Raw genomic sequence first — 25,290 nt, 5'->3', positions numbered from 1 at the left:
TTATGGGTAAAATACGCGAAAGCGTTATCTGCCGCTGCACAAACACCCTTTATTCAAATGGTTTGACCTCAACACTACCCACTCCCTCCGAGCTTTTTCCTTGCGCCCCTCGGGCGATATCGTTGTGGCTGATAACCACAATTTCACGTGGCCACCACTCTGGATGGTTATCGCGGATAAACGCCAGCAGCTTCTCGCGCACATTCATTTCCGCTGTCCAACCCGCCAAAGGGTCTGAGGTCATGAGGTAACAAGTGACGGTTTGCGCCGTTCCTGTTTGTGCCGTTACGTAGCAGAGCAGCTTATGGTGTTCGATAACGCTGTCTTCTTCTTTGGCGACCTCGATAAATTTCTCTCTTAACAGTCCTATATCGGCGCTTAAGTGAAGCGTCAGCGTCAATGACCGGTACATCTTGGTACTTTTTACCGACAAATTGTCGAATGGCTTAGAAGTAAAATAGGTAACGGGCACAATCAAACGCCGCTCATCCCATGACCTCAACCGGATAAAGGTATAAAAGATACCTTCGACATAGCACCACTCGTCTTCAAAGATCACCAAATCGCCAATGCGAATGGGTTTAGCAAACGATAACTGAAATGAAGCGAGGATATTGCCAAGTACCGTTTGGCCCGCCACGCCCACTAATACGGCCAATACACTGGCAGACGCCAGAATCGATAAGCCAAGGGTTTCGAAGAGCTGAACCTGGCCCAGTATGTAGATGGATACGCCGGTAACGGTGATCAGAATAATGACTCGGCGCAACGCGTAGAGTGACGTCAGTAGTCTGCGCTCGTCTCTGGGCTTGGTATCATCGATTTCACCCACAATACGCCGCGTTAAACGCAGCATAATGGTATCCACTAAGCGCAACGCAATCGTGCCGACTCCCCAGGCCATAATACTGATTAACAGCACCCGAAAGGTTGTGGTGGCAACCGCAGAAAACGACACCACATAATCCAGCACCATCTGGGTAACCAGCGACATTGCAATCAGCGCCCCAGGCATACCGATTTGGCTGGCAAAAATGCTCGACACTCCTGAAGGTAACCATTTCGACATCAAGCTGATCAGACGGTGAACTCCCCACCCTACGAGCCCGATAAATAGCACAAACAAGGGAATCGCGATCCATTCCCAAATTCTCAGGACGCCAAACGAGGCCTGGAAGCGTTCGGGAATATAGCTTTCCAGAGCTGAGGGGCCGTACTGTTCATACAGCGCCGGAATATAAGACACACTGATAGGCATGATTAGCCAGACTGGCTCCTGGTCACCCACGCGGTATCGACCCAAGCGGATATCGTAGGTTTCGCCATCGGCTTTTAAAGAGGAGACCTCAACGTTGCGACGGGTCTCGCCAACGCGGGGGTTTTGGCCTGCGGGATCTTCAATCACCGCGTCTTCGCGACCGGGCAGATCGGAAACGCTCAACCACTCGCCGCGTTGAAAAATCTCTGCCAGTTGCCGGGCGAGCTCCCCCCCTTGCTCGCGTTGCTCATCCTCTGAGAACTCGGAAAGGTTGAGCATATGGGCAGCGGCTGCATACTCTTCCTGGCCCGTGAGGTGCAAAAAACTCCTGATCGATTCTCGCGGTGTTACTCGGTTTGCCTCTTCGGGAGGTTCACCAAGCCCCGTATTTAACGCATCGATGGTAAACCACCGCTCACTTTCGCTCTCTCCTCCTTGAGTTTGTGCCGCGCATAGGTTGGAAAAGGTCAGTGCCATCACCAACAAAACCCATGCGAGCCACGAGCTGTTTGCTTTCATAAATGCCTTATTCATTGAAGTGGGTCAGTTTGACTACCCACCGACCGGCCCTATCGAGCCAGTCCAGCGTCATTACTGGACTATCCATGTCAGTGGAGGAACAAAGTACAGCCTACCTTACTGAATGAAGCAAGACAGAATGCAATAGTGAAAAGTGGAATGAGAACAGCTCGCCAGATAAAGTAAATTTTACTTAACGCTTTCTCCTAACTTAGTTAATTCTGCATTGTATAAAGCCACCAGCAAGGGCTCGCCCTTGGTATTCACCCTAAACTGACCATAACGCGCTGGCTCATAGCGCTCACCGTGCCCCTCCTGAAAGAAAAACGCATCGGTGGCAAAGCGTACCTGACCATTGCGTAGCCGGTAGCGAAGGCGCCGTTCGTCGTCGCGTAAAGAAGTACCTTCATCCAAGCGCTGAAAGTGAGCGATACGCTGTTCATCCAAACGCACCACTACATAGCCGTTAAGAGCTTTCAGCGAGTCTTCATCACGCTCACTCTGATAAAGCGCGCTTTGAATTTGGTTACCCAGCGCAAAGTTTAGCGCCATATAGTCGCCCTGCATCAATGAGCGCGGGTCGACAGGCGCCAGCTCCAGGTAAACAATTTCTCCCTCGGATAAATGACGCTCTTTCTGCCAAACGGCCCAGTTCACCGCCATCAACACAACGACGGTGGTTAACACTATGATCCAGCGATTTCGCTTGGCTTTCAGCATCATTGCCCATGTCCTTCCACAGAGGTCGACGGACTATTTTCCTCTACGCTCAACCACTTGAGCAGCGTCCAACGTAGCGCCAGCAGCCCTCCCCCCAACACCAGCAACGTTAGAGCCTTGGTTAACAGTGTTGCGTTCAGCCAGTAGTAATAGCTGCCAATGCCCATCAGCAGAGAAAGCACTCCAAGCCCCAGCACTAGGCGATGCCCGATCGCGAACCCTAACAGTACGACGACCAAACCTTGGCCCACACTCGGTGCATAAAATGAGACCAACAGCAGCGCTAAAGAACTGAGATACAACCCCCAATGGGTTTTGGAATGAGGGATGGTATAGAGCAGCAACGCCAGAGAGAGTGCCACGAACACGGCGTTCAACCAGGGTGCTGACCATGCAAAAGCGTTAGTGCTCTGTGCGTCAAACCAGAAGGCAAAGGAGTGGCCGCTATGCGCTAATCCCTGCATCACCAAGAGGCCTATCAACAGGCCGTAGCCCCATGCTTGCACATCTTGAATACGGCCAGGACAGCGAAACTCATTCAGCCAGAGCAGCGCCAATGCCAACAGCACCAATCCACCCGCTGCTGGCGCCATAGTGTTCACTGCCAAAGCCATATAGAGCGCCAAGCTGGCGGCAAAGGCTGAAAAGGTGCGATGTACCTGGCTTGGCATTACCAGCGCCAGTGCGCACTGTAAGGCCAGCAGCGACCACCACAAATAAGTGGACACATTCCAGAACTCGACCAGCGCCCACGCTATTAGCAGTTGCCCGGCTAAGCTAACCGCAAGCGCCAAGTGCTCGAGCACATCACCGCGAGCTTTGCAAAACAGCCCATAAGCCGCACCGATCATCACAAGCCCCAGGCCCAACGACGCGGCGGGGCTCTCCACCACGAACACCACGCCCATGGCGATAAAGCCGAGCAGAAATAGCGCCGCTAACCAGCCTGAAAAGGCCTGCAGCGCACGTACAAACCAAAGCGTTTGCAACTGCGCTGGGGAGGTAGGCTCGTTTAACGGAATACCCGCTTGGCTCAGCCTAACGCTTAAATCATTAACGTTGTTCGTCACTGGGAAATCTCCCGATGTAGCCGCTTTAGCCATACCACGGCCCCAGCGCCCATCGCCAGTACCGCGATGGTGATCAGCAGCAGACTTCCCTCTTGCCAATCGCCTTCCCAGAGCAACAGCCTGGCAAGCAGCAGTGTGGTCACCGTTAACGCCGAGACACAGCCGCCCGCGATCATAAACAGGTCAGGCCGCCAATAGCGATAAACGCCATACAGCACCGCCAGCCAGAGTGAGTAAATCTCCAGCACTGGCGACCATAAGAGGCCTGCATCGACTATCAACCTCATCGTTAACAGCGTCATAGGCACCCCGCTACCCACCGCCAGCAAGCGTAGTACCCACTGCTGTGACCAGTTCCGACAACGGGCACCCCATTCCCATGTCGCCAGGGCAAGGGTATTGAGCCCAAACAGCCCCCAAAGCGCGGCATCGCTACTGACCAAAACGCCAAACGGCCCGCCCCAGGTACGAAAATAGAGCCCGACGACCAAATTGAGTAACCCCAGCCACAACACCCAGAGCAGCTCAAAGCGCGCCACCCAGACCCAGGGCAGAGCAAGCAGCGCCCAGGTAAAAAACAGTTGCCAGGGGTCGGCACCGGTTTGGTACACCTGCCCGAACAACGCCAACAGCACGCCCACCAATAAAGTGGCCGAGGTTAGCGCCACACGTTGAACCATCGGGCTGGCCTTGGGCCAAACGGCGATGCCTACCGCCAGCACCATCGCTGCCTGCACCACGCCAAAGCGCAGCCAACGGCCCATCTCAGCCCAGTTATAAGCGATGAAAAACAGCACCGCGAAGGCCAGCGCCAGTCCGCCTAGCCACAGCAGTAAGCGATCAATAAACAGCGCCCAAGCGCGAGGCGAAGGGTGCAGCCCAGAAGCTTGCACTGCGCGCGTCACCTGTTCAGGTGGTATCACGCCCTGCTCAATCAGTGGTATCAGTTCACGGCGGGTAGATGCCATGGGGGCTCCCTTCTAAACGGCGCAGTGGAAACAAAGTAATCTAGGCTAAGCGCCACGATCACTCCAACTTAGTAAAGCGCAACCGAGCAACCTGCGCAGGCGGCTGGAAGGAGTCGGCTCGGGCATTTTCCCAATAGTGCTTGAATACCGTGTGCTCGCACTTTGCATTGAGCAATTCATTGGGTTTTAAGAAGGTGAATATCTGATCGTAGGACTGAATCTCGTTTTCCGAGACACGCCGGATAATGTGCTCGGGCCCCAGCTCACTAGGGTGGCTAAGCCCTGCGGCACCTAGCATTTCCGCCAGCGCTTTTAAGGTATTGCGGTGGAAGTGGTAGACCCGCGCTGTTTTATCGACAATGTCCAAATGGCGGCTGCGGTTAGGGTCTTGAGTAGCCACGCCGCTGGGGCATTTGTCGGAATGGCAGTTAAGCGCCTGAATACATCCTAATGAAAACATAAAGCCCCTGGCCGAATTGCACCAATCAGCACCTAGTGCCATGGTTCGGGCAATGTGAAAACCGGACATAATCTTACCCGCCGCGCCGATACGAATCTCCTCGCGCAGCCCGGCCCCCACCAGGGTGTTATGCACCAGCGTAACGGCTTCTGTTAAAGGCACACCTATACGATTGATAAACTCCAGCGGTGCCGCACCGGTTCCTCCTTCGCCACCGTCCACCACTATAAAATCAGGCCGCTCGCCGGTTTCTAGCATCGCCTTAACGATCGCAAACCACTCCCAGGGGTGGCCAATCGCCAGCTTGAAGCCGATCGGTTTACCCCCAGAAAGCGAACGCAGGCGGGCAATGAATGCCATCAGTTCCAGCGGCGTCGAGAAAGCTGAATGGGCAGCGGGTGAAATCACGTCCTGGCCCATGGGAACTTCTCGCGCTTCGGCAATTTCGGCAGTTACCTTAGCCGCTGGCAATATACCGCCATGCCCCGGTTTGGCGCCCTGGGAAAGCTTGATTTCGATCATTTTCACCTGATCGGCACTGGCGTTAGCTGCAAAGCGCTCCGCATTAAACGAGCCATCGTCGTTGCGACAGCCAAAGTAACCAGAGCCTATTTCCCAGACGAGATCACCTCCATGCTTGCGGTGATAGCCGGAAATAGAGCCTTCACCGGTATCGTGATAGAAACCGCCTTTACCAGCGCCCGCATTCAGCGCCTCGATAGCGTTGCCCGAAAGCGAACCGAAACTCATGGCCGAAATATTGAAAACACTCGCCAGGTAGGGTTGGCTGCAGCGGCTACCGCCCACCCGAATCCTGAAGTCACTGTTTTCGATAGCCTGGGGAAGTAGCGAGTGGTTGATCCACTCATGCCCCGGCTGATACATGTCCAGCAAGGAGCCAAAAGGCTTTTTATCGCTCTCATTTTTAGAACGCTGATAGACCACAGCGCGCTGCTCGCGGGAAAATGGTCGTTCGTCAAGATCAGACTGGATGAAATACTGACGTATTTCCGGCCCAATGGACTCTAGAACATAGCGAAAATGGGCCAGAACAGGATAGTTACGGCTCACCGTTCGCCGCGTTTGGCGTAGATCATAAAGCCCCAGCCCAGCGAGCATGCCAAAAATCGCCACGCCCCAAAGCCATGCTAAAGAAAACACCACCCCCACCAGCGAAACCAACAGCAGGATCAGGCAGGCAACAAAGACGGCATTACGCAGAGGAATACGGGTCAATCCCCGGGCTTCGATCATCTGAACACGAACTCCTTATCAACAGTTCACCACGGGGCGACCAGCTACCCCGACAGGCTCAATTTAAATCGTAAGGGTTTTGTGTAAGTTTTGGCGAACTTACTACACCCATTAATATCGAATGCTGCACTCACCTCGTATGCTACCCACAAAGGCCTTAGTGGAGACACCCAATGCTAATAAAGATTGCCAAACCGAGTGACTTACACGAATCCGATGTCACGCCGGAATCTATCTACCTCTCCAGGCGGCGCTTTATGGGCGGTGTGGCAGGCCTAGGTGCAGGGCTTGCCCTATCCGGTCACGCCAGTGCCAACGCCGACTACTCGGACGTGCCTGAAGGCGATGCGCCAGCCTGGTTAAAGGAGAAAATCAGCGAGACCCAATGGCGGGCCATTACCCCTAGCGATCCAGACAAAGATAAAATCGCCCCCTTTGATGACGCCAGTGGCTACAACAACTTTTTCGAGTTCGGCACTGACAAGGGCGACCCCGCCCGCCATGCGGGCAGCCTACAAACAGAGCCATGGAGTGTGGTAGTTGATGGCGAAGTCAATAACGGCGGGCGTTTTGCCCTGGAGGACTTCGCCAAGCCTTCGCAGTTTGAAGAGCGTATTTACCGCCTGCGCTGCGTCGAGGCGTGGTCGATGGTCATCCCCTGGCTGGGCATTCCGCTGGCGGAAATCATCAAGCGCGCCGACCCCACCAGCAAAGCCAAGTACGTACGCTTTGAAACCCTGGTAGACCCGGATCAGATGCGTGGCCAGCGCTCCTCGTTCTCAATCATCGACTGGCCCTACGTGGAAGGCTTGCGCCTGGACGAAGCCATGCACCCGCTAACGCTGCTGGCCATGGGCATGTATGGCCGCGAACTGCCTAACCAAAATGGCGCGCCCCTACGGCTGGTAGTGCCCTGGAAGTACGGCTTCAAGAGTATCAAATCGATTGTGCGCATCTCGCTGGTAGAAGAGCAGCCGGTCAACTCCTGGCAGCAGATTGCCGCCGATGAGTACGGCTTTTATGCCAACGTTAACCCAGAGGTAGACCACCCCCGCTGGAGCCAAGCCACCGAGCGGCGTTTACCCAACAGCCTGTTCAACCCCAACACTATCGATACCTTGATGTTTAACGGCTACGCCGACGAAGTTGCCGAGATGTATGCGGGGTTAGATTTGAGGAAGAACTACTGATGGCAACGCAGCACAAATGGCTAGCCTGGCGCGTCGCGGTATTTCTGGCGGCGCTAGCACCGCTACTGTTTTGGAGCTGGCAGGTGGCGAATAACGCCGCAGGCCCCGAACCGGGGCGCTACCTGCTATTGAATATCGGCATTGGTGCGCTGTGGTTGCTGCTATTCACCCTTAGCCTTACCCCACTGACCAAGCTTACCCGCTGGAAAGGCTTTGCGCTGATCCGGCGCCAGTTAGGGCTTTGGTCGCTGGCTTACGCCACCCTACATATGCTCAGTTACGCGTTGTTTATTCTGGGGCTTAACTGGGCACTGCTGGGTAGTGAGATCGTCAAGCGCCCGTATATTATTGTCGGTATGATCGCGCTAATCGGCCTTTCCGTGCTGGGGGCGACGTCTAACAAGTGGTCGATGAAGCGCCTAGGCAAACGCTGGAAGTCGCTGCACAAATTCTCTTACGCCATTTTGGGGCTGGTGCTGCTGCACTTCTTCTGGGTGGTGCGCGCGGATATGCAGGAGTGGGCAATGTATGCCGCTATGGCTGCGCTGATTATGGCCACCCGCCTGCCGCCTGTTGCCCGCTCCCTGCCTAAACTGCGTTATCGTTTTAGCCGTTAAAGCCTCAATAGATCCCCTTTCGTACCAAACGGGTTCATGTTCTGTTCAGTTAATGCGTTTATGCTGCGTGCAGTCAATCGGATAGCGTTTGGAGTAGTCATATGGCAGCAACGTATTTGGGCGCTGGTCGGCTGGTTTCAGCGCTGGCATTAATGTTGATTGGAACTGTCGCGGTTGCAGAGCAATCTGCGCAAGCTGAACAGCCGTTGCGAGTCGAACAACTGCAGCGCTGTGGCAATCTACTGACGCTGGATATACAAGAGTTCTGTCTTAGCGTCAGTGGGCTTGAGAACAACGACTTTCAGATAAAGCTGAACGGTACAGCACTTCAGCCAAAGGAGATCACCCGCGACAACGACCGGGTGCGTGTAAGCATCAGCAGCGCTGATGCGCAAAGCGGCCCACTGTGGTTTGAGCAGCGTGAGCAGTCCAGCAACCCGGTTTGGCTCAGCCTTAACGGCAGCCACGTAGTAGCCGCCACCGACCAAGAGGTGGCGAAGAACATGGATGGCATCACCACCTACGTGGATCTGATCAGCCTGATTATTGAAGAGAGCCACGACGGTGCCGAGGAAGCCCAGCGTTTGGCAGAGAAGTACGACGCCGAAGTCGTCGGTATGATCCCACCGCTCAATACCTATCAGTTGCGCTTGCCCGCCCGCAACCTGGAAGAGCGCGACGCGCTGGTACTTAGGCTAGGCAGCGAAGTGAGCGTGGATGCGGTGGTGGTCGAAGAGTCGGGGGCAGAAGAGAGCATTGAGAGCGAAACGGAAAAGCCGCCCGCTGCGGATAATCAGGAGTGGGCGTCGAATCGTTTTCTGGATGCCGTGAACTATTACCAGCGACGCTTATCACGTCAGGGGCACGGCGGGGATATCGAGACGCAGCCCATCCGTATTGGCGTCATCGAGCGGGAGGTGGACTTTGACGCCCCGGATTTTGCCGATTACCTGGGTGACTGCCGCACTGATTCCACTAGAACCTGCGTGTACGCCCGCGATGCGGCTAAGCCCGACGGGCATGGCACAACGGTCGCTGGCGTATTTTCCGCGGCCTGGAACGAAGGTGGCAACAGTGGTTTTTTACGCGGGCTGGACGATGTGGGCCCTGGCTTCGATGTAATTGTGGATCGCAACTCAGATGCCGGCATAACGGCTAATGTTGCTGCTTCCGTCAATCTGGTAGAGGACGGAGTACGCGTACTCAACTGGAGTTGGGGCATTCACCGAGTAGGGGCAATCGACATTAACGGGAAGGAGGTCGATTCGCTGGTGCGTTCCGGCATCGCCATGAGCGGTTACGAAGAACTGCTCGAAGAGTTCTTCTTATGGCTGCGCCGCGAACACCCCGACGTAGTCGTCGTGAACTCAGCAGGCAACGCGTCGTCATTTTCAGGAAGTGACGATTATCGCCTGCCCTCTTCTTTTATTACCGACCAACTGTTTGTCGTGGGTGGGCATGAACGCAGCGATGAGGATGTGCAGGTTGAAGATCCCCGCTATGTGGTCAAACGGAATGCATCCAATATCGATATGCGGGTGGATATAACCGCAGCGGCCTGTGTACGAGGCTCCTCCCTGGTAGAGGGTGAGCAAGGCGAAGCCCATTGCGGAACGTCCTACGCGACCCCGCTGGTGGCTGGCCTATTAGCGGCAATGATGTCAATTGACCCCGAACTTACCCCGGCACAGTTACGCATGCTACTTCGCCGCAGTGCCATGACGATCGGGGAGGAGTACGATTTCGAGCCGACAGACGCGGATGATCTGACCGCACCGATACTGCCATCGGAGCGGGCCAACGAGCTGAACCACCCGGATATCGGTCTGTCCGCCCGCCTGGATATGTACAAGGCGCTGGATCTGACGGTGCAAAGCTTGGATCGGGATCGCTAGGTCAGATAAATCAGCCAAGCAAAGCCCACTTCGCGAGGTGGGCTTGTCCGAATTAACTACGTTAAGCCAAATCCTTTAGCCAAGTACTTTAGCCAAGCACTTTGCGCAGATGGGCACGATAAGCCGCTTTATCGCGATCGACATCCGGCATCTTCATTACATCGTTGGCGATAAAGGTCGGCAGCGCTTCTAAGCCGATAAATTCCTGAGATTTGTGGAACGGGAAGTAGACACCATCCACACCGCGCCCTTCGAAGAAGTTGTCAGGCTCATCGAACGCTTCCAAAGGCGCGTTCCAGGTCAGCGATAGCATATAGCGACGGCCCTGTAGCAGGCCACCACTGCCGTACTGCTTGGTCGGGTCTTGGCGGCTGCGGCCATCGCTGGCGTAGAGCGAACCGTGGCCTTCTGTGAATACCTCATCGATGTAGCGCTTAACGATCCAGGGCGTTCCCATCCACCAACCCGGCATCTGATACACAATGGTGTCCGCCCATAGGTAGTTCTGCACTTCGGTCTCAAGATTGTAGCCTTGATCAACCACCGTCTCGCGCACCTCATACCCCATTTCCTGCAACGTACTCACTGCCACGCCGTGCAGGGTATTATTGAGCTTACCGCCAGAGTGGGCAAACGCCTTGCCCCCGTTAATCAGTAGAATCTTCATCTAACGCTTTCTCCCAAAGAGTTTCATCATCAAAGCTAACCGAGTAGATTTGACGTTAATGGCGCGTATTGTGGGAGTAACAGCGCGGAAAAAGAAGCGACGTACCAGCAAGACTCTTTTGATTTTAAATCAACAATGTTAAACACTCACTAAGGCAAACGGCAGCGCTATGAAAAGCAATTTATGAAAAGCACCCTTGAAGAACAGAAAGCATTTGTGACAGTCGTGGATAGCGGTTCTATCACAGGCGCCGCTGAGCGGCTTGGCATGACCGTTTCCGGGGTTAGCCGTACGCTTAACCGTCTGGAGCAAAAACTTGGCGCCACGCTATTACGTCGCACAACGCGCCGCTTGGAACTTACCGAAGAGGGAGAAACGTTTCTAAACCACTGCCGCCATATTCTGGCTGCCGTTGAAGAAGCCGAAGAGGCAATGCTGGATCGCCACAACCAGCCCCAAGGCAGGCTACGAGTTAACGCCGCCCCCAGTTTTATGCAGTTCGTGATTGTGCCGGTGATTGGCGAGTTCCGCGCCCGCTACCCTGGTATTACGCTGGAGCTGGATACTCATGATCGCTTTGTCGACCTGTTGGAACAGCGGGTTGATTTGGCCATCCGCATTGGCAAGCTTGAAGATTCGTCGCTGCACGCCCGCCTCCTTGGCTACAGCCCGCTGCGCCTTCTGGCCAGCCCCGTCTACCTTAAACGCCAAGGCGCGCCGCAAAGCATCGACGACCTTCAAGATCACAGCTTGCTAGGCTTCAGCCAGCTTGATCATCTCAACCGCTGGCCACTGTTCCGCGCCGATGGTCAACCCCTGCACATCACCCCAACGCTGGCGGCTTCCAGCGGCAGTACACTAATCGAGTTAGCCGTTGCGGGAGAAGGCATCGCTTGCTTAGCCGACTTTATGACCATCACTCCCCGTCAAAACGGCACACTGGTGGATGTACTACCCGACTGCACAGAAATGCAGACCCAAGCTGTGAACGCCGTGTACTACCGCCAAACCACGCTTTCACAACGCACCCGGCTGTTTATGGAGTTTTTAGCTGAACAACTGCCAGGGAAGTATTTGATCGCTTAAAACACTCGGTCAGCCGCCCCGAGTGCCCAGAAGCTGTTTGAGAACACGCGACTCCAGCACAAAGGGAACAGACATATGATCTTCGCCCTCTACTTTGTGAAAACTGCTACGCAAACCATATGCCGACAGGTCTTCAAGCCGCTGATAAAGCTGACTAGCATCCTGCTGGTTCTGGAGTGAGTCGTTGTCGGCCACGACCAATGAAAGGCTGTGATGGATGGCATTAACCTCCCCTGCCTCCACCTGCTGACTGAAGTCCCTTTCATGTTTCAACAGGTAGCTATTGTTCCACCAGAGACTGGGGCTGGCCGCGACAATGTGGTTAAACAGCTCCGGCCGAGTAAATAAGGCATAAATCGCAAACATACCGCCGAAAGAGTGGCCATAAAGACTCTGGTGATTAGCATCTACAGGAAAGCGCTCGGCAATAGCAGGCATCAAGCTCTGCTCGATAAAATCCAACAGCTCATCCTGTCCGCCCTGAGGTGGCGTGTTTTGCTCCTCGGCCACCGGCGGTGATAAATCGTAAGAGCGCCGCAGGAAGTTATGCGGCGCTTCGCCCGGATAAGCGATGCCCACAATAATGGCCTGGCGGAACGGCTCCTGTGCCCGCTTGGCCTCATGCAACGAAGCGAAATAAGCGTTGCCATCCAACACGTAGATCACCGGGTAACCGCCGCTGTAGGGTACCTCGCCTTCCGGTTTGCTGATCAGGATACGATAGACGGCACCTTGCTGGTTTTGCATCGTCCATTCCAGCGTCTGATCAAGGGTCACTTGACGCTCAGCCGCCACGTCTGGCTCATCTGCGTATGCTGCCCCTGAACCGGCCATTAAAACCAACCCAGCAAACACTAAACTACTCACAAAAAGTTTCATGACTCGTTGCCCCCGCGACGCTGCCACTTCATCACCATTGGTAAGCGATGCTACCAATCAGACTGCGACCGGCACCGCGATAGCAATAGATGCCCTCACAGGAGATATGCTCTTCATCCGTTACGTTAGTGGCGTTGAGGCTGGCACGAACCCCCTGTAAAGAGCCCGCGAAATCATAGTGAGCCGCCATATCAAACAGGCTGTATGCAGCGTTTTTATTGCTGTTGGCATTATCAATGTACTCACTACCGATATAGCGCACCCCACCGGAAAGACGCAGCCGTTCCAACGCAGGAACGCGATAATCCAACCACAGGGACGCCAGGTGACGCGGGGTATTCGCCAGGTCACTGCCCTCGTTGCCATCATTATCTGCGGTGATTTCGCTGCGGTTGTAGTTGTAGCTTGCGGTCATGCGCAGGTCGTCGGTGACATTCCCAACGGCCTCAAGCTCCAGCCCACGGGTACGCACTTCTCCGGTTTGTACTTGAAATAGCGGGTTCTCGAGATCAGTGGTTTTACGATTGGCCTCATCGATCTGGTAGATCGCCGCAGTCAGCATCGCGTCACTGCCCGCTGGCTGATATTTCAGCCCCAGCTCAAACTGCTCACCTTCAGTAGGATCGAAGTCATTGCCGCTCACATCGGTACCGCTCTCAGGCAGGAACGATTGCGCATAGCTGAAGTACGGCGACAGCCCCGAATCAAATGCGTAGAGTGCGCCAAAGCGCCAAGTGTTTTTCTCATCCCGGCTTTCGCTGGCAGTACCGGTGAGGTGGTTGCGAGTCTCGTCACGCGCCCAGTCGCGGCGGATTCCTGCGGTCAAACGCCAGTTATCGAGCTTGACCTGATCCTGTAAATAAAGACCTCTACGGTGGGCTTTCCCACTGTCGTTTGTCCACACGTTACTCGGCTGGGCTACAGGCTGACTGTAATCCGGGTTGTCGATATCGATCGACGGCGCGCTGCCGCCCGCATAAATGACATCGTTCTCGAGATAGGCGTAATCGGCGCCTAGCATCACCTCATGTTCCACCCCGCCCTGATCAAAGGTTGCCATCAGCCTAGTATCAGTACTAAGAGACTCCATCTCTTCGTAAAGGCCGACACTGCTGCGGCTCAGCGTTGTACCGGATAAGGTGCCTGCTGAGAGGTACTGGTTGGTGGTATCCACCTGGCCGTAGCGCACATTTTGCTGCAGTTGCAGCTGGTCACTCCAATGGTGGTTAAATTCATAACCTAGTGCCCACTGCTCTTGATCCAGCTTGTCAAAGTCTTCATCGCTGGACCAAAAATGAGTCAGGTTATCGCCGTCCTGATAAGGACGCGGTGAAGCAGAGGTCTGGCGTTCCTGATACTGGGTAATAAAGGTAATGTCGGTACGATCGCTAATCTGCCAATAAAGAGATGGCGCCAGCAGCGAGACGTCATTATCCACCTGTTCAATGTCCGTTTGCGCATCGCGCATAACGCCCACCAAGCGGTACTGCACATCGCTGCCCATATCACCACCCACATCGAACTGGCCTTGCAGATGGTCATGGCTGCCCACCTGCAGTTGCACTTCCTGTGGCGCATCAGCACTTGGACGTTTGCTAACCCGGTTCACCAGCCCACCCGGTGATAGCTGACCATAGCGCATCGAATCAGGGCCTTTGACTATCTCAATTCGTTCCAGATTATAGGGCACGGTGGAGTAGTAGGAGAGCCACCCGCTATTGGGTTGGCGCAAGCCATCAAGGAAATCGCCATGATATACCGTCGGATACCCCCTCACCGATATCAAGTCAAAGCGCGGATCCATCCCCGCTGCTTCAACCCGAACCCCAGCCGTATAAGCCACCGCCTGCTCTACTGACGACGGCTGCCGGTCACGAAGCTGCTCTTCGGTGACCACACTGATACTTTGCGCAAGCTCTATCAGCGGTGTGTCGGTTTTGCTGCCCGCTGAGGTGCTGTAAGCCAAATAACCGTCACTACTGATTCGGCTGCCTACCACTGCCACGGTATCCAATACCATGTTTTCTGCAGTACCTGCTTTTTCCATTACATAGTCCGCGGCCCCCCGCTTGACCACTCTCAAACCACTGCCCTGAAGCAACTGGGCAAACCCCTCCTCCACGCTATAACGCCCATTCAATCCAGCGCTTTGCAGGTCATCAGTGAGGTCAGCGGGGAAAGACAACACAATGCCCGCATGGCTGGCGAACTTGCTCAATACACTGCCCAACGATCCTGGTTCGATGCTGTATGCCTGCTGGCTAGCAGCCTGTTGCGCCTGCCCGTCCGCTGTTTGTGCTTGCGCTGCTTGTAGGGGCAACAGCGACATCGAACTCATCAGGGCACAGCCTAGTGCGATACCGCCAAGCGCGCACGAGGGTTTGCCATGATGGTATCGAAGGGATATGAGTGTCTGCTTGGGGTTAAAGGGTTTGGACATCTTTATCTCGTTAATTCCAGAATCGGTTGCTTTATCTCTGGGTCGAACGAGATCGGAAAAGGGACAATAAATAATCCAACTTTTTATTCGCTAGATTTGAGAGTTACCCAATATTGGGTCAGTCGGTCGACGCTAACCGGCAGCGCATTGGCAATGGCTTGCAGCGCCCGGTCGGTATCATCAATAGGGAAAGCGCCTGATACCCTCAGCCCGGCAATGGCGGGATCACAACGCAGCACGCCTGTACGGTAACGGCTCAACTCTGCTACCAAACGGCTCAACGGCCAGTCCACCGCTACCAGCAGACCGCGTGTCCAGCTATCCGCCTGGGCGGTGGCGGTGGCAACCTCTACAGAGCGTGAGCTCATCTGCGCCTGCTCTCCAGCAACAAGGCGCTGGGTCTTGCCACCAGCCAACTGCGGAATCAACTCGACCTCATCCTCCAGCACGGTGACTTGGGTAGACGTGCCCTGCTTGCGCACGGTAAACACGGTGCCCAACGGCACAACAGTGCCTTGCTCGGTATGCACCTGCAGCGCTTTAGCGGCGGCAACGCCTTTCGCCCCTTGGCCCGTGCGAATAAAGATTTCGCCTTCATAGAGGCGAATCAACCGCGTGGTCGAGGTTTCCACTACATCCAGCGCGGTGGCCGTGTTAAGTACCAATTGCGTACCGTCGGCCAGGGTATATTCACGGCGTTCTCCCCGTGCGGTGCGGTGGCTGGCCATCCAGCTTTCTACTGGCGCCTGTTGCCAGGCCAACGAGCCCAGCGCGCTTCCTGCTGCCAATAAAGCAAAGCCGCGCAGCACTGCTCGTCGGCTATGACTCTGACGTTGTTTGATCTGCAACGCATTGAGCGAAGGAGTACCAGGAATCACCTGCAATTGCTGACGCAGTTTTTCTACCTGTTGCCAAGCCTGAATGTGGGCCGGATCCTCCGCTAACCAAGCCACATGTGCGTGTTTTTGCTGTGCAGTAACATCTTCCGAGCACAACAGTGCGTACCAGCGGGCCGCAGCTCTGAGGGTATCTTTGCGGGTTGCCTGGGTATCGCTCATAGTGGTTCTTCAAACATCAGCAGCAAGCAATGTTCAGTGGCTTTGGCCATGTACTTTTTCACCGAGCTGACGGATACCCCCAAACGTTCGGCGATCTCGGCATAACGCAGACCCTCCAAATGGCAGAGCAAAAACGCCTGGCTTACCTTGTTGCCTAACCCTTCCAACATTTCATCGATCTGAAACAGGGTTTCCAGAATCAAGGCCTGCTCTTCCGGCGAGACGACCACCGGCTCAGGTTGATGCTTTAAGGCTTCCAACCAGGCTTTTTCCAAGGCATCCCGACGCACAAAATCCACCCACACCCGGCGAGCAATGGTGGTCAGAAAGTTACGCGGTTCATGGAGTTTGCTAATTTGGTCGGCGTTACTCGGAGAGGTGAGAATGCGCAGAAAGGTATCCTGAGCCAGATCAGCCGCCTGCCAGCTACAGCCCGTTTTGCGCTGCAGCCAACGCTGCAACCAGCCATGATGTGCATTATACATCTCGGCCAATGGCGTATTCTCAGCTGAAACCGGCATCCCCCCTCCCAAACGATCAGCAAACGGAGGGATATTCTAGTAACAGCTACCAGTTAATACAAATCATTATTATTTTCCTTAACCACACTATTGTCCTTCGATAGCTGCCGCTGAAAAGTGGACGTACAGCCCGCTCTTATTGAACTGCAGACCCAAGCTGTGAACGCCGTGTACTACCGCCAAACCACGCTTTCACAGCGCACCCGACTGTTTATGGAGTTTTTAGCAGAACAGTTACAGGGGCAACTGCATGGAAGCTTATCCAATCACTGATTACAGCTTGCGCGATTCACTCCCTCATTCTAATTTACTTATATGCAAGGCTATTCAACGTCGCTCCAGATGTCACTTACCACATCGCTACTGAGACAAGGTGCCGCCTATGCCTCCCGCCGCCGCCCACTCTTTATTGCAGTCGCCACTAAATCACTCACAAGGGGCTTGCTGTTGCGGTTCACCGTTACTACAACGCTTTCATGAGCGTGTGATGGCAGATATTACCCGCCGCCAATTCATGGGAGGAGCCGCTGCAGTAATGGCACTTTTCTCTGGTCTGCGCGCACCCACCGCCATAAGTGCTCAACCTAAACGGGCTGATGGCCCACTATTATTGACCAATCTAAGGCTCTTCGACGGCAGCGGCGCGGCGTTACGCGACAACGTTTCAGTACGTATTGAAGAGCAGCGTATCCAGGCTATTTTGCCTGATGATGCCGCACCTGAAGGCGCAGCAATCATCGACTGTGGTGGTAGCGTATTAATGCCAGGCTTGATTGATGCCCATTGGCACACGACGCTGGCGGCTATTAGCCAAGTAGACGCCATGACCTCCGATCTAGGCTATATCCATCTAGTGGCGGCTCAGGAAGCAGAGAGAACGCTGATGCGTGGCGTTACTTCAGTGCGAGATGCGGGCGGGCCATCCTTTGCACTGAAGCGTGCTATTGATGAAGGAATTGTGGCTGGACCGCGAATACTTCCAGCAGGAGCCATGATCTCCAAAACCTCCGGCCATGGTGATTTTCGAATGCGCTACGAAATCCCACGGGCCAACAACGCACCGCTTAGTGAACAGGAACGCCAAGGCGTAGCCGTCATTGCCGATGGGGAAGCAGAAGTATTACGACGTACCCGTGAACAACTCATGCTAGGAGCTTCACAGATCAAATTGATGGCGGGTGGCGGCGTGGCGTCTACCTATGACCCATTGGATAGCACCCAATTCAGCGAGCGCGAGCTACGCGCAGCGGTGGATGCAGCAGAAGACTGGGGTACCTATGTCATGGTGCATGTTTATACCTCCCGAGGTATTCAGCGTGCATTAAGGGCAGGCGCTAAATCCATCGAACACGGGCAGCTCGCCGATGAAGAAACCGTAAGGATGATGGCAGGGGAAGGCGCATGGTGGAGCCTTCAGCCTTTCTTGCAAGATGAAGATGCAAATGTTTATCCCGATGCCGCTCGCCGCGAAGCACAACAACAAGTAGCCGAAGGCACTGTGCAGGCCTACGAGCTAGCCCAACGTTTTGATATCAAGACAGCCTGGGGCACTGATATTTTATTTACCCAGCAAAATACCCCCAACCAGCTGCGTCAATTAGTCAAACTGACTCGCTTTTATGACCCACTTACCGTGTTGGCCATGGCGACTGGCCGCAATGGTGAGCTTCTTTCACTATCAGGATCACGCAACCCCTACCCTGGCACGCTCGGTAAAATAGAGCCGGGCGCGATGGCCGATCTACTTTTAGTAGACGGTGACCCTAGTAAGAATCTTGATTTCCTTCATGACCCTGAACGCAATCTGCGACTGATCATGAAGGGCGGACGCATCTATAAAGACAATGTATAAGGATTTCTGTGATAGCCAAATTACGCCCGTTTATCACTGCCTTCAGCATCTTAGCGATAGGCTTTGCAACGAATGCCAATGCCCAAGAGGATGCTTGGCGTTTTCAGCTTACCCCTTATGTCTGGATGACGGGTTTAGCTGGCGATGTGCGCCCTCTGGCGACTGCTCCTACCATTAGTACATCGCGCTCATTTAACAATGTACTTGATGATCTTGATGGTGCCTTTTTCATGGCTGGCAGCGCACGCCGCGACCGCCTAGTGCTGTTTGGTGACATTACCTGGGCATCGCTTAGCCACGAGAGCACGCTGCTTCCTGGCGTTGCTATAGAGGGCAAGCTGCGCCAACGCTCTTTAACTGCAGCAGCAGGTTATCAAGTGGTCAATACTTCGAGCCAATACTTAGATTTACTGGCGGGCGCTCGCGCTTGGCGGATCGAGGCGGAAGTGAATGTGCCCGCGCTGGGAGTTGGTGCAAGCGAGACCGAACGTTGGCTCGACCCGATTTTAGCCGCTCGACTGCGTTCCACCTGGAGCCCCCAGTGGTCAACATTAGTGCATGCCGATATTGGTGGCTTCGGAATTGGTTCTGATAGCACCTGGCAGGTAGTGGCTACCGCTAATTACCAAATCAGTAAGGCGCTCCACTTATCAGCAGGCTATCGCCATTTGGCAGTGGATAGAGACGAATCGGGTACACGCATCGATATATCGATGAGCGGTCCTTTGCTGGGCGCTACTTGGCGCTTTTGAGTAGGCCAATTCTTCCCTCTTAAACCTCAGAATCATCTCTCCTGCCATAGTCCACCCACACCCGGCGGGCAATGATGGTCAGAACGCTACGCGGCTCATGAAGTTTGCTAAAGGAAGGTGTCCTGGGCCAGATCAGCCGCCTGCTTTCACCTCCAGTCTTTGGATTTCAATACACAGCCAATTTTCTCATTATTTGTCTTTCACCGACGCCATGATCCTTCCGGCATATCAATGTCGCGTTGAGCCTCATCGAGCGCCTGACGCACCCCCTCCCGATCAAACGGTATACAGTAAGCTGGTTTGGCGCGCTCAAAACGCCAGCTTTCCGCCAGCGACCCAGCATCGACAACGTCGAAGCCGAACTGTCGCACCAACCTTGCGACGCTCTCCTTAGCCGCATCGTCATCTCCCGCTATCGGTAGGGCGCGCCGGTTTCCCGAAGGCAGCGTCTGCCCACCCTTCTCCAGATCGGAGGCCAGAATCGCGTTGAATGCCTTCACGAGACGGGAGCCTGTCAAATGCTGCGCCAGCAGTCCACTCGTCGTCGCCCTGCGCTCATCCAGTTCGGGGATCGATCCATCTCGATCTGGATAGTAGTTATTGGCGTCCAGCACTATCTTGTCACGCAGTGGCTCAACCGGAAGAGTGGCATATTGATGAAAAGGAATGGCGATCAGTATAATTTCGCCGAAGCCTATGGCTTCATGCAGGCTGCCAATCTGTGCTCCAATTTTCGGCGGAATGCTGCTGAGTGTCTGCGGCCCCCGCGAGTTACTGATCATGACGTCATGGCCTGCCGCAATCACCTGGCGTGCAAGGGCTTGTCCGATAAAGCCCGCACCAATAACCCCAATCCGCATGTCTTTCTCCCGACCGTTTTAAGATAAGCAGTACTTTATTGCGTTACTCAAACGTGATAAACAGGTCTTTATTGACTTAATAATCCACTGAGAGTTGATAATGCTGGATCGGTTAACGAGCATGGCTATTTTTGTGAGGGTTGCCGATCTTGGCTCTTTCACAGCCACCGCCGCAGAATTCGGCCTATCGACGCAGATGGTTTCCAAACACATCATGGCCCTGGAGCAGCTGCTTGGGTCGCGGCTCTTGCACCGCACCACGCGCAAACAGAGCCTGACCGAGATCGGACATCTCTATCACGAACGATGTCAGGTTATCCTTGCAGAAGTCGAGGCGGCCGAAGCGCTGACGGAACAGGCCCGGGCCGTTCCACGGGGTCGCCTCAGAATCAACGCGCCCGTCACATTTGGCAGTCAAAGCCTGGTGCCTCTTGTCACCCGCTACCTTCGTAAGTACCCAGAGGTGGAGGTCGACCTCACCTTGTCGGATCGTCTGGTCGATCCTATCGAGGAAGGTTACGAAGCTGTCATTCGCCTCGGGCTCATCAGCGACAGCACCACATTGGTGGCACGTCCGCTTGCCCCCTACCAGCTCATCGCCTGCGCCTCGCCTGCCTACTTAGCGAAGCATGGAGAGCCGGAGACGCCTGCGGATCTGGTTGAGCATGAGTGTCTGGGGTTCGCCTATTGGTTCGGCACCTTGGGCAGGCAGTGGCGCTTCAGTCGCGACAACTGCAATTTCGACGCTTCCGTGAACGGGCGGCTACAAATCAACGACTGGAAGGGGCTGCTTCGCGCAGCATTGGAAGGATTCGGCATTACATTGGGCTACGAAGCTGCATTGACGGAGGCGTTATCCACTGGGCGGCTGGTGCGCATCTTGCCAGACTATGATGGGCCATCAAGACCAATGCACCTGCTCTACGCCGCCGATCAACGCATGACGCCGAAACTACGTCATTTCATAGACGACGTTGTGGCCACGTTCGCTTAACTTCCACCGTTACCTCGCGCCTTTGTCGTCACTCACCCAGCGGGTAAAAGCAGCGACCTGAGGATCCGCCTCCTTTACGGCATAATAAACCAACCGTAGGTGGCGCTCTTCATCAACGGTTAACGTCGTGTGCTCGAACGCTACCTCGCCTAACTCCTCAAGGTGAAGATGACGTACTCCCTGGCAAGGGGCGTTGACCTCCTGGGTTTTCCACAACTGCTTAAACTCAGGCGAGACCTTGGTTAACTCTTCGACAAGCTCATCAATGGTGGGGTCTTGCGCCGCGCGGGCAAAGTCGCGCCGAAAGCTGGATAGCATTTGGCTGACCTGCGTTTCCCAGGGTGACAAGCGCTGACGCATGGCAGGGTCGGTAAATAACAACCACAGCATATTGCGGCGCTCTAGTGCATGGTAAGAAAAGTTGAACAGCTTATTGGCCGCGCCGTTCCACGCCAGCACATCCCAGCGCAAGTTCAGGATATACGCAGGTCGTGTGGGCAGGTCGTCCATCAAGGTTTGAACCAGTGGCGGCACGCTGCACCAGGTTTTGCCTAGCTGAGAGGGTAAACGCTGATGGGCAAGCAAGAACAGATGGCGGCGTTCAGCCGCATCCAGCTTGAGCGTTTTGGATAAGTTGTCCAGAAACGTCGCCGATACGCTAATATCGCGGCCCTGCTCCAACCAGGTATACCAAGTCAGCCCCACGCCCGCTAAAGCGGCGACCTCTTCACGCCTTAACCCCGGCGTACGCCTTCGGCGGCCACGAGGAAGTCCCACCTCTTCTGGGGCGATTTTCTCTCGGTGCATGCGTAGAAACGCAGCCAAGTCTTCCCGTGTTCGAGTCAGCGTCCGTTGAGCGGTCATTTTATTACCTTGAATAACTTATCACTTTTAGTAATAGCATAAACAGTTAAATTGTACCCCCTTTAAAGCCTCTCCAGAATAGCCCTTCGCTGGCAAAAACAGCGCTGGCGGATTCTTTTCTCATGCTTATGCCTGGAGTGCGTTATGGCTGACCAATCTCGTCTATCAGTATATCTCGTGGCACTGGGTGCGTTTGCACTTGGGATGGCCTCTTATGTCACTGCGGGGCTAATTCCCCTCATCGAAGGCGCCTTTAGTGTCTCTGCGGCCACGGCTGCTCAGTTAGTCACGGCATTCACCTTAGCCTATGGCTTAGGCTCGCCTGTCGTCGTTGCGCTACTACCTGGCAAGCACCAACGCCTGGGCTTACTACTAGCGTTAGCCGTTTTTATTGTGGCAAATATCGCCAGCGCCCTGGCCACCAGTTTTATATCACTCGCCATATGGCGGGCGGTCGCTGGCGTTGGCGCAGGGGTTTACCTTGCCATGGGAATTGCCGCCTCAGCCGCCATAACGGTTGAGGCTCACCGCGGTAAAGCGATTGCCATCATTATGGGTGGTATGGCGAGCGGCACGGTACTGGGGGTGCCTATCAGCCTGTTACTGGCGGAGCGTTTAGGCTGGGAGTCAGCGATGTGGCTTATTTCAGCACTTGGGTTAATCGCCTACGCGGGGCTACAGGTAAAACTACCTGCGCTTCCATCCGCACCAACGCTTTCACTTGTTCGCAAGCTCGCTATTTTGCGAAGCCCTCATGCCATGGCCATTCTGGCGGTTTCCTTATTGGGCGCCGTGGCCAGTTTGGGCATGTATACCTTTATTGCCCCGTTTATGGCGGCCACCGAGTCAGGTGCTGTTCAGTCGATTACCGGCTATTTATGGGTGTGGGGGATTGGCGGCGTCGTGGGCAGTTTTCTGATTGGGCCTCTGGTGGACAGGTTTATCGGCCCTGTGATTACCCTGGCGATTATGTTGCTGCTCTTTTTGGCGCTCATTGCTCTACCTTTCACGGCGTCGGTTCACCCACTGCTGACGTTACTTCCAATTGCGCTTTGGGGTGCTGTGGGCTGGGCGCTTCAAGTGCCACAAAACAATGAACTCGTTCGTGCACGCCAAGCCCACGGCGACGGTAACCTGGCGGTCGCACTCAATGAATCAGCGCTCTATTTAGGCAGTGCGATAGGCGCGGCGTTCGGGGGCGTTTTGCTGGCTTTCCACCTTCCCGTTTCGACATTAGCCATTGGCGCGGGGGTTATTGCCGCTGCAGGTGCAGCAACACAGCTAATCATCGTCATGCGCATGAAGCGCTAGATCAGTTAGTGCACGCCAAGTGGCACTCTTCATGCCCCTTGGCGGCTCTGCATAGATCAGTCTTTTGCTTAACACCCAAACATCAGCGACCGGTGTGTAGAAAGCCCGGCCATGGCGCCATCAGCCACGGCAAAGGTGACCGACCCTGCGGCGCGGGCCACATCACCGCAGGCGAAAACACCGGGGATTGAAGTGGCCTGCATTGCATCGGTTTTAACAATGCAGCCCATGGGAGACTCCTCTAGCTCGCATCCCAATTGAGCTGCTAACGGGCTAAGGTGAATGCGCGGCGCGACAAATAAGCCCACCAATGGAAACACCCGACCATCCTGCATTACCAGCTCAACGCCAACCTCCGTTTGGGAGACTAGCCGTGCCGCTGCGCCATATTCGATATGAGTACCGCGCGCCTTAAGCTGAGCCAGTTGCTCAGCAGTGGGTTCAAAGGCATCGTTAACAAACAGCATGGTTGCGCCCCAGTCGGGCAGCATCAAACCATGGTGCATCGCGAGTTCTGAGGTTGCCAGCACACCGATACCCTCTTTGCCCAGCTCATAGCCGTGGCAGTACGGGCAGTGGAAAACGCGTTTACCCCACAGCTCGGCGAGCCCCGGTAAGCCTGGAAGCTCATCGGTAACACCCGCGGCCAGAATAATGCGCCGTGCCTGATAGGTGCTTCCATCGGCCAGCGCCACCAAGAAATTATCAGCCGTCCCCGTTACTGCCTCCACCCGCCCCGTGCGCCACTCAACCGTTGGGTACTCCATCAGTTGGCTACGGGCCTCTGCTGCTATCTCTGCGGGTGGTGCACCATCCTGGGTTAAAAAACCATGGGAGTGAGAAGCAAAACGGTTACGGGGTTGTCCCGCATCTATCAGTAATATTTTCCGCCTTGCTCGGGCTAGCTGTAGCCCTGCCGCCATGCCTGCGTAGCTGCCACCGATAATCACTGCATCAAAACTCATTGCCCTTCCTCCGTGTACACCCAGTCTTTTAAGCCCATGGTGAATAAACTCACTTCATGTATCTTTTATTGATACATTACAAAGCGCACAGAGGTCAATGGCAATGTTGAGAATGCCGATTAACGCTAATCGGGTTGGTGGTGAAGATTAAGGCGTCGGCAGCTGGTAGCCTTTGCGCGTCGCAATATCGTCAAACTGAGTGGCTAGTTCCGCCAGCGTGACCGCTCCCAAGCGGTCGATCAGTAGCGCTTCTGCTTCGCGCATGGCATCAAAAAGCGCCGCATTAACCACCTGCTCTACCGCGCAGTCCGGGTTATCACGGTCGGTGCCGATGGCGAAAATACGCGGTCCGCCTACGGCGTTGTGTATATCCAGCAGCGTTACGCTGTGCAAATCACAGGCGATGCGCCAGCCGCCGTTGTGCCCCTTTTCAGACTTTACATAGCCCGCCTTACGAAGGCCCGCCATAGTGCGCCGCACCACGGCAGCATTGGTGCCCAGCATGGCGCCAATCTGCTCTGAAGTAATCGGTTGGGATTCCCGCGCGATGTGCAGCAGCACATGCAGCATACGAGAGAGGCGGCTATCTGTTCTCACGGGCAACAGTCAACTATTCAGAGGATAAACAAAGGAAAACAACGAAGCTGCACTTTAGCACACCCGCGAGCGGGGCTGGGAATGAACCCAACCAGGGCCACCGCACACGAACCTACACCTCGTTCGCCGTTATAAGGCAAACTATGCTCTAGCTCTCTATACTGGTGCTGAATCACTTTCACTGGCAGGGGATAAATGTCTGGCACGTCATTAGCCCCATTTAGCGCCTCCCATTGTCGTTAATTACAGGCCACTTAAGGATGTTATGGGTCTTCACGAAATCGCTGTCGGTGGCATCTACTTAAGCCCTCTATTGATCTACGCGCTGATCGGCTTTGTGGCTACGCTGACCATTCGTTCACTACTTCACTGGGTGGTCGGCGAGTACGCGCTCTGGTACGAGGCGTGGTTCGACATTTCATTATTTGTCATCCTCACCGCTGCCACCACGTTCATTTTTACTGTTTTGCTTCAAAGCCCTTAAGACAGCCCT

Annotated in this window: 23 protein-coding genes; 9 read left to right on the top strand and 14 right to left on the bottom strand. The window is 54.8% G+C overall.

The window, feature by feature from the left end; genetic code table 11:
* Positions 1–49 precede the first annotated feature (49 nt).
* The 5 genes from YERSI8AC_RS04755 to YERSI8AC_RS04735 form a co-directional block, all read right to left on the bottom strand.
* Positions 50–1,777, bottom strand: coding sequence for a mechanosensitive ion channel family protein (locus tag YERSI8AC_RS04755; protein ID WP_159176213.1), 1,728 nt, complete (start codon positions 1,775–1,777; stop codon positions 50–52).
* A 189-nt stretch (positions 1,778–1,966) separates the two neighbouring features.
* Positions 1,967–2,500 (bottom strand): GDYXXLXY domain-containing protein, encoded by a 534-nt coding sequence (locus tag YERSI8AC_RS04750; RefSeq protein WP_138799699.1) that lies wholly within the window; start codon positions 2,498–2,500, stop codon positions 1,967–1,969.
* On the bottom strand, positions 2,497–3,567 hold the full coding sequence (locus YERSI8AC_RS04745; RefSeq protein WP_159176212.1) for a DUF4401 domain-containing protein: 1,071 nt from the start codon (positions 3,565–3,567) through the stop codon (positions 2,497–2,499). Before YERSI8AC_RS04745 ends, YERSI8AC_RS04750 begins: the two co-directional genes overlap by 4 nt.
* Positions 3,564–4,535 (bottom strand): DUF2157 domain-containing protein, encoded by a 972-nt coding sequence (locus YERSI8AC_RS04740; protein ID WP_138799697.1) that lies wholly within the window; start codon positions 4,533–4,535, stop codon positions 3,564–3,566. The genes YERSI8AC_RS04745 and YERSI8AC_RS04740 overlap by 4 nt, the downstream gene beginning before the upstream one ends.
* 58 nt (positions 4,536–4,593) lie before the next feature.
* Positions 4,594–6,249: an FMN-binding glutamate synthase family protein gene (locus YERSI8AC_RS04735; protein WP_022519617.1), complete on the bottom strand. Its 1,656-nt coding sequence runs from the start codon at positions 6,247–6,249 to the stop codon at positions 4,594–4,596.
* 173 nt (positions 6,250–6,422) lie between these two features.
* Here YERSI8AC_RS04735 and msrP point away from each other — a divergent pair, with 173 nt between their 5' ends.
* The 3 genes from msrP to YERSI8AC_RS04720 all read left to right on the top strand — a co-directional run bounded on the left by msrP (position 6,423) and on the right by YERSI8AC_RS04720 (position 9,951).
* Entirely contained in the window at positions 6,423–7,439 is a 1,017-nt protein-coding gene (gene msrP, locus YERSI8AC_RS04730; RefSeq protein ID WP_159176211.1) for a protein-methionine-sulfoxide reductase catalytic subunit MsrP, read from the top strand.
* Entirely contained in the window at positions 7,439–8,056 is a 618-nt protein-coding gene (gene msrQ / locus YERSI8AC_RS04725; RefSeq protein ID WP_138799695.1) for a protein-methionine-sulfoxide reductase heme-binding subunit MsrQ, read from the top strand. The genes msrP and msrQ overlap by 1 nt, the downstream gene beginning before the upstream one ends.
* A 101-nt stretch (positions 8,057–8,157) precedes the next feature.
* Positions 8,158–9,951 carry a S8/S53 family peptidase gene (locus YERSI8AC_RS04720; protein WP_138799694.1) on the top strand — a complete coding sequence of 598 codons (1,794 nt, stop codon included), beginning with the start codon at positions 8,158–8,160 and terminating at the stop codon, positions 9,949–9,951.
* Positions 9,952–10,039: 88 nt separating this feature from the next.
* Here the strand turns inward: YERSI8AC_RS04720 and YERSI8AC_RS04715 are convergent, their stop codons facing one another.
* Positions 10,040–10,618: an NAD(P)H-dependent oxidoreductase gene (locus YERSI8AC_RS04715; RefSeq protein WP_022519621.1), complete on the bottom strand. Its 579-nt coding sequence runs from the start codon at positions 10,616–10,618 to the stop codon at positions 10,040–10,042.
* Positions 10,619–10,801: 183 nt separating this feature from the next.
* Here YERSI8AC_RS04715 and YERSI8AC_RS04710 point away from each other — a divergent pair, with 183 nt between their 5' ends.
* On the top strand, positions 10,802–11,704 hold the full coding sequence (locus YERSI8AC_RS04710) for a LysR family transcriptional regulator (RefSeq protein WP_022519622.1): 903 nt from the start codon (positions 10,802–10,804) through the stop codon (positions 11,702–11,704).
* 9 nt (positions 11,705–11,713) lie between these two features.
* Here the strand turns inward: YERSI8AC_RS04710 and YERSI8AC_RS04705 are convergent, their stop codons facing one another.
* The 4 genes from YERSI8AC_RS04705 to YERSI8AC_RS04690 form a co-directional block, all read right to left on the bottom strand.
* The gene (locus YERSI8AC_RS04705; RefSeq protein ID WP_138799692.1) at positions 11,714–12,583 is read right to left on the bottom strand and encodes an alpha/beta hydrolase; all 870 of its coding nucleotides are present in this window, start codon (positions 12,581–12,583) and stop codon (positions 11,714–11,716) included.
* Between the two features lie 31 nt (positions 12,584–12,614).
* Complete coding sequence (locus YERSI8AC_RS04700; protein ID WP_236557242.1) at positions 12,615–15,023, bottom strand: TonB-dependent siderophore receptor; 2,409 nt, start codon at positions 15,021–15,023, stop codon at positions 12,615–12,617.
* 83 nt (positions 15,024–15,106) lie between these two features.
* On the bottom strand, positions 15,107–16,081 hold the full coding sequence (locus tag YERSI8AC_RS04695; RefSeq protein WP_159176210.1) for a FecR domain-containing protein: 975 nt from the start codon (positions 16,079–16,081) through the stop codon (positions 15,107–15,109).
* A complete protein-coding gene (locus tag YERSI8AC_RS04690) occupies positions 16,078–16,602 on the bottom strand; it encodes a sigma-70 family RNA polymerase sigma factor (RefSeq protein WP_022519626.1) in 525 nt (174 codons plus the stop codon). Before YERSI8AC_RS04690 ends, YERSI8AC_RS04695 begins: the two co-directional genes overlap by 4 nt.
* A gap of 487 nt (positions 16,603–17,089) precedes the next feature.
* Here YERSI8AC_RS04690 and YERSI8AC_RS04685 point away from each other — a divergent pair, with 487 nt between their 5' ends.
* Both YERSI8AC_RS04685 and YERSI8AC_RS04680 read left to right on the top strand, forming a co-directional pair.
* Positions 17,090–18,454 (top strand): metal-dependent hydrolase family protein, encoded by a 1,365-nt coding sequence (locus tag YERSI8AC_RS04685; RefSeq protein ID WP_236557241.1) that lies wholly within the window; start codon positions 17,090–17,092, stop codon positions 18,452–18,454.
* Positions 18,455–18,462: 8 nt separating this feature from the next.
* Complete coding sequence (locus YERSI8AC_RS04680) at positions 18,463–19,206, top strand: hypothetical protein (RefSeq protein ID WP_159176208.1); 744 nt, start codon at positions 18,463–18,465, stop codon at positions 19,204–19,206.
* Positions 19,207–19,406: 200 nt separating this feature from the next.
* Here YERSI8AC_RS04680 and YERSI8AC_RS04675 read toward each other — a convergent pair whose 3' ends face one another.
* On the bottom strand, positions 19,407–20,066 hold the full coding sequence (locus YERSI8AC_RS04675) for an NADPH-dependent F420 reductase (RefSeq protein WP_159176207.1): 660 nt from the start codon (positions 20,064–20,066) through the stop codon (positions 19,407–19,409).
* 100 nt (positions 20,067–20,166) lie between these two features.
* Here YERSI8AC_RS04675 and YERSI8AC_RS04670 point away from each other — a divergent pair, with 100 nt between their 5' ends.
* A complete protein-coding gene (locus YERSI8AC_RS04670; protein ID WP_159176206.1) occupies positions 20,167–21,060 on the top strand; it encodes a LysR family transcriptional regulator in 894 nt (297 codons plus the stop codon).
* Between the two features lie 9 nt (positions 21,061–21,069).
* Here the strand turns inward: YERSI8AC_RS04670 and YERSI8AC_RS04665 are convergent, their stop codons facing one another.
* Entirely contained in the window at positions 21,070–21,924 is an 855-nt protein-coding gene (locus YERSI8AC_RS04665; RefSeq protein ID WP_159176205.1) for a helix-turn-helix transcriptional regulator, read from the bottom strand.
* A gap of 144 nt (positions 21,925–22,068) precedes the next feature.
* On the opposite strand from YERSI8AC_RS04665, the gene YERSI8AC_RS04660 reads away from it, so the two are divergent.
* Positions 22,069–23,235, top strand: coding sequence for an MFS transporter (locus tag YERSI8AC_RS04660; protein ID WP_159176204.1), 1,167 nt, complete (start codon positions 22,069–22,071; stop codon positions 23,233–23,235).
* Between the two features lie 68 nt (positions 23,236–23,303).
* On the opposite strand, the gene YERSI8AC_RS04655 is transcribed toward YERSI8AC_RS04660, so the two are convergent.
* Entirely contained in the window at positions 23,304–24,200 is an 897-nt protein-coding gene (locus YERSI8AC_RS04655; protein WP_138799686.1) for an NAD(P)/FAD-dependent oxidoreductase, read from the bottom strand.
* Between the two features lie 147 nt (positions 24,201–24,347).
* Positions 24,348–24,797 (bottom strand): Rrf2 family transcriptional regulator, encoded by a 450-nt coding sequence (locus YERSI8AC_RS04650; RefSeq protein WP_027957229.1) that lies wholly within the window; start codon positions 24,795–24,797, stop codon positions 24,348–24,350.
* Between the two features lie 265 nt (positions 24,798–25,062).
* On the opposite strand from YERSI8AC_RS04650, the gene YERSI8AC_RS04645 reads away from it, so the two are divergent.
* Complete coding sequence (locus tag YERSI8AC_RS04645) at positions 25,063–25,281, top strand: DUF1656 domain-containing protein (protein ID WP_022519635.1); 219 nt, start codon at positions 25,063–25,065, stop codon at positions 25,279–25,281.
* Positions 25,282–25,290: the final 9 nt, after the last annotated feature.

Source organism: Halomonas sp. 113 (assembly GCF_904067645.1).
Taxonomy (GTDB): Bacteria; Pseudomonadota; Gammaproteobacteria; order Pseudomonadales; family Halomonadaceae; genus Vreelandella; species Vreelandella titanicae.
The sequence above is the reverse complement of the archived record's forward strand: the minus strand, read 5'-3'. Positions and strand labels throughout refer to the sequence as shown.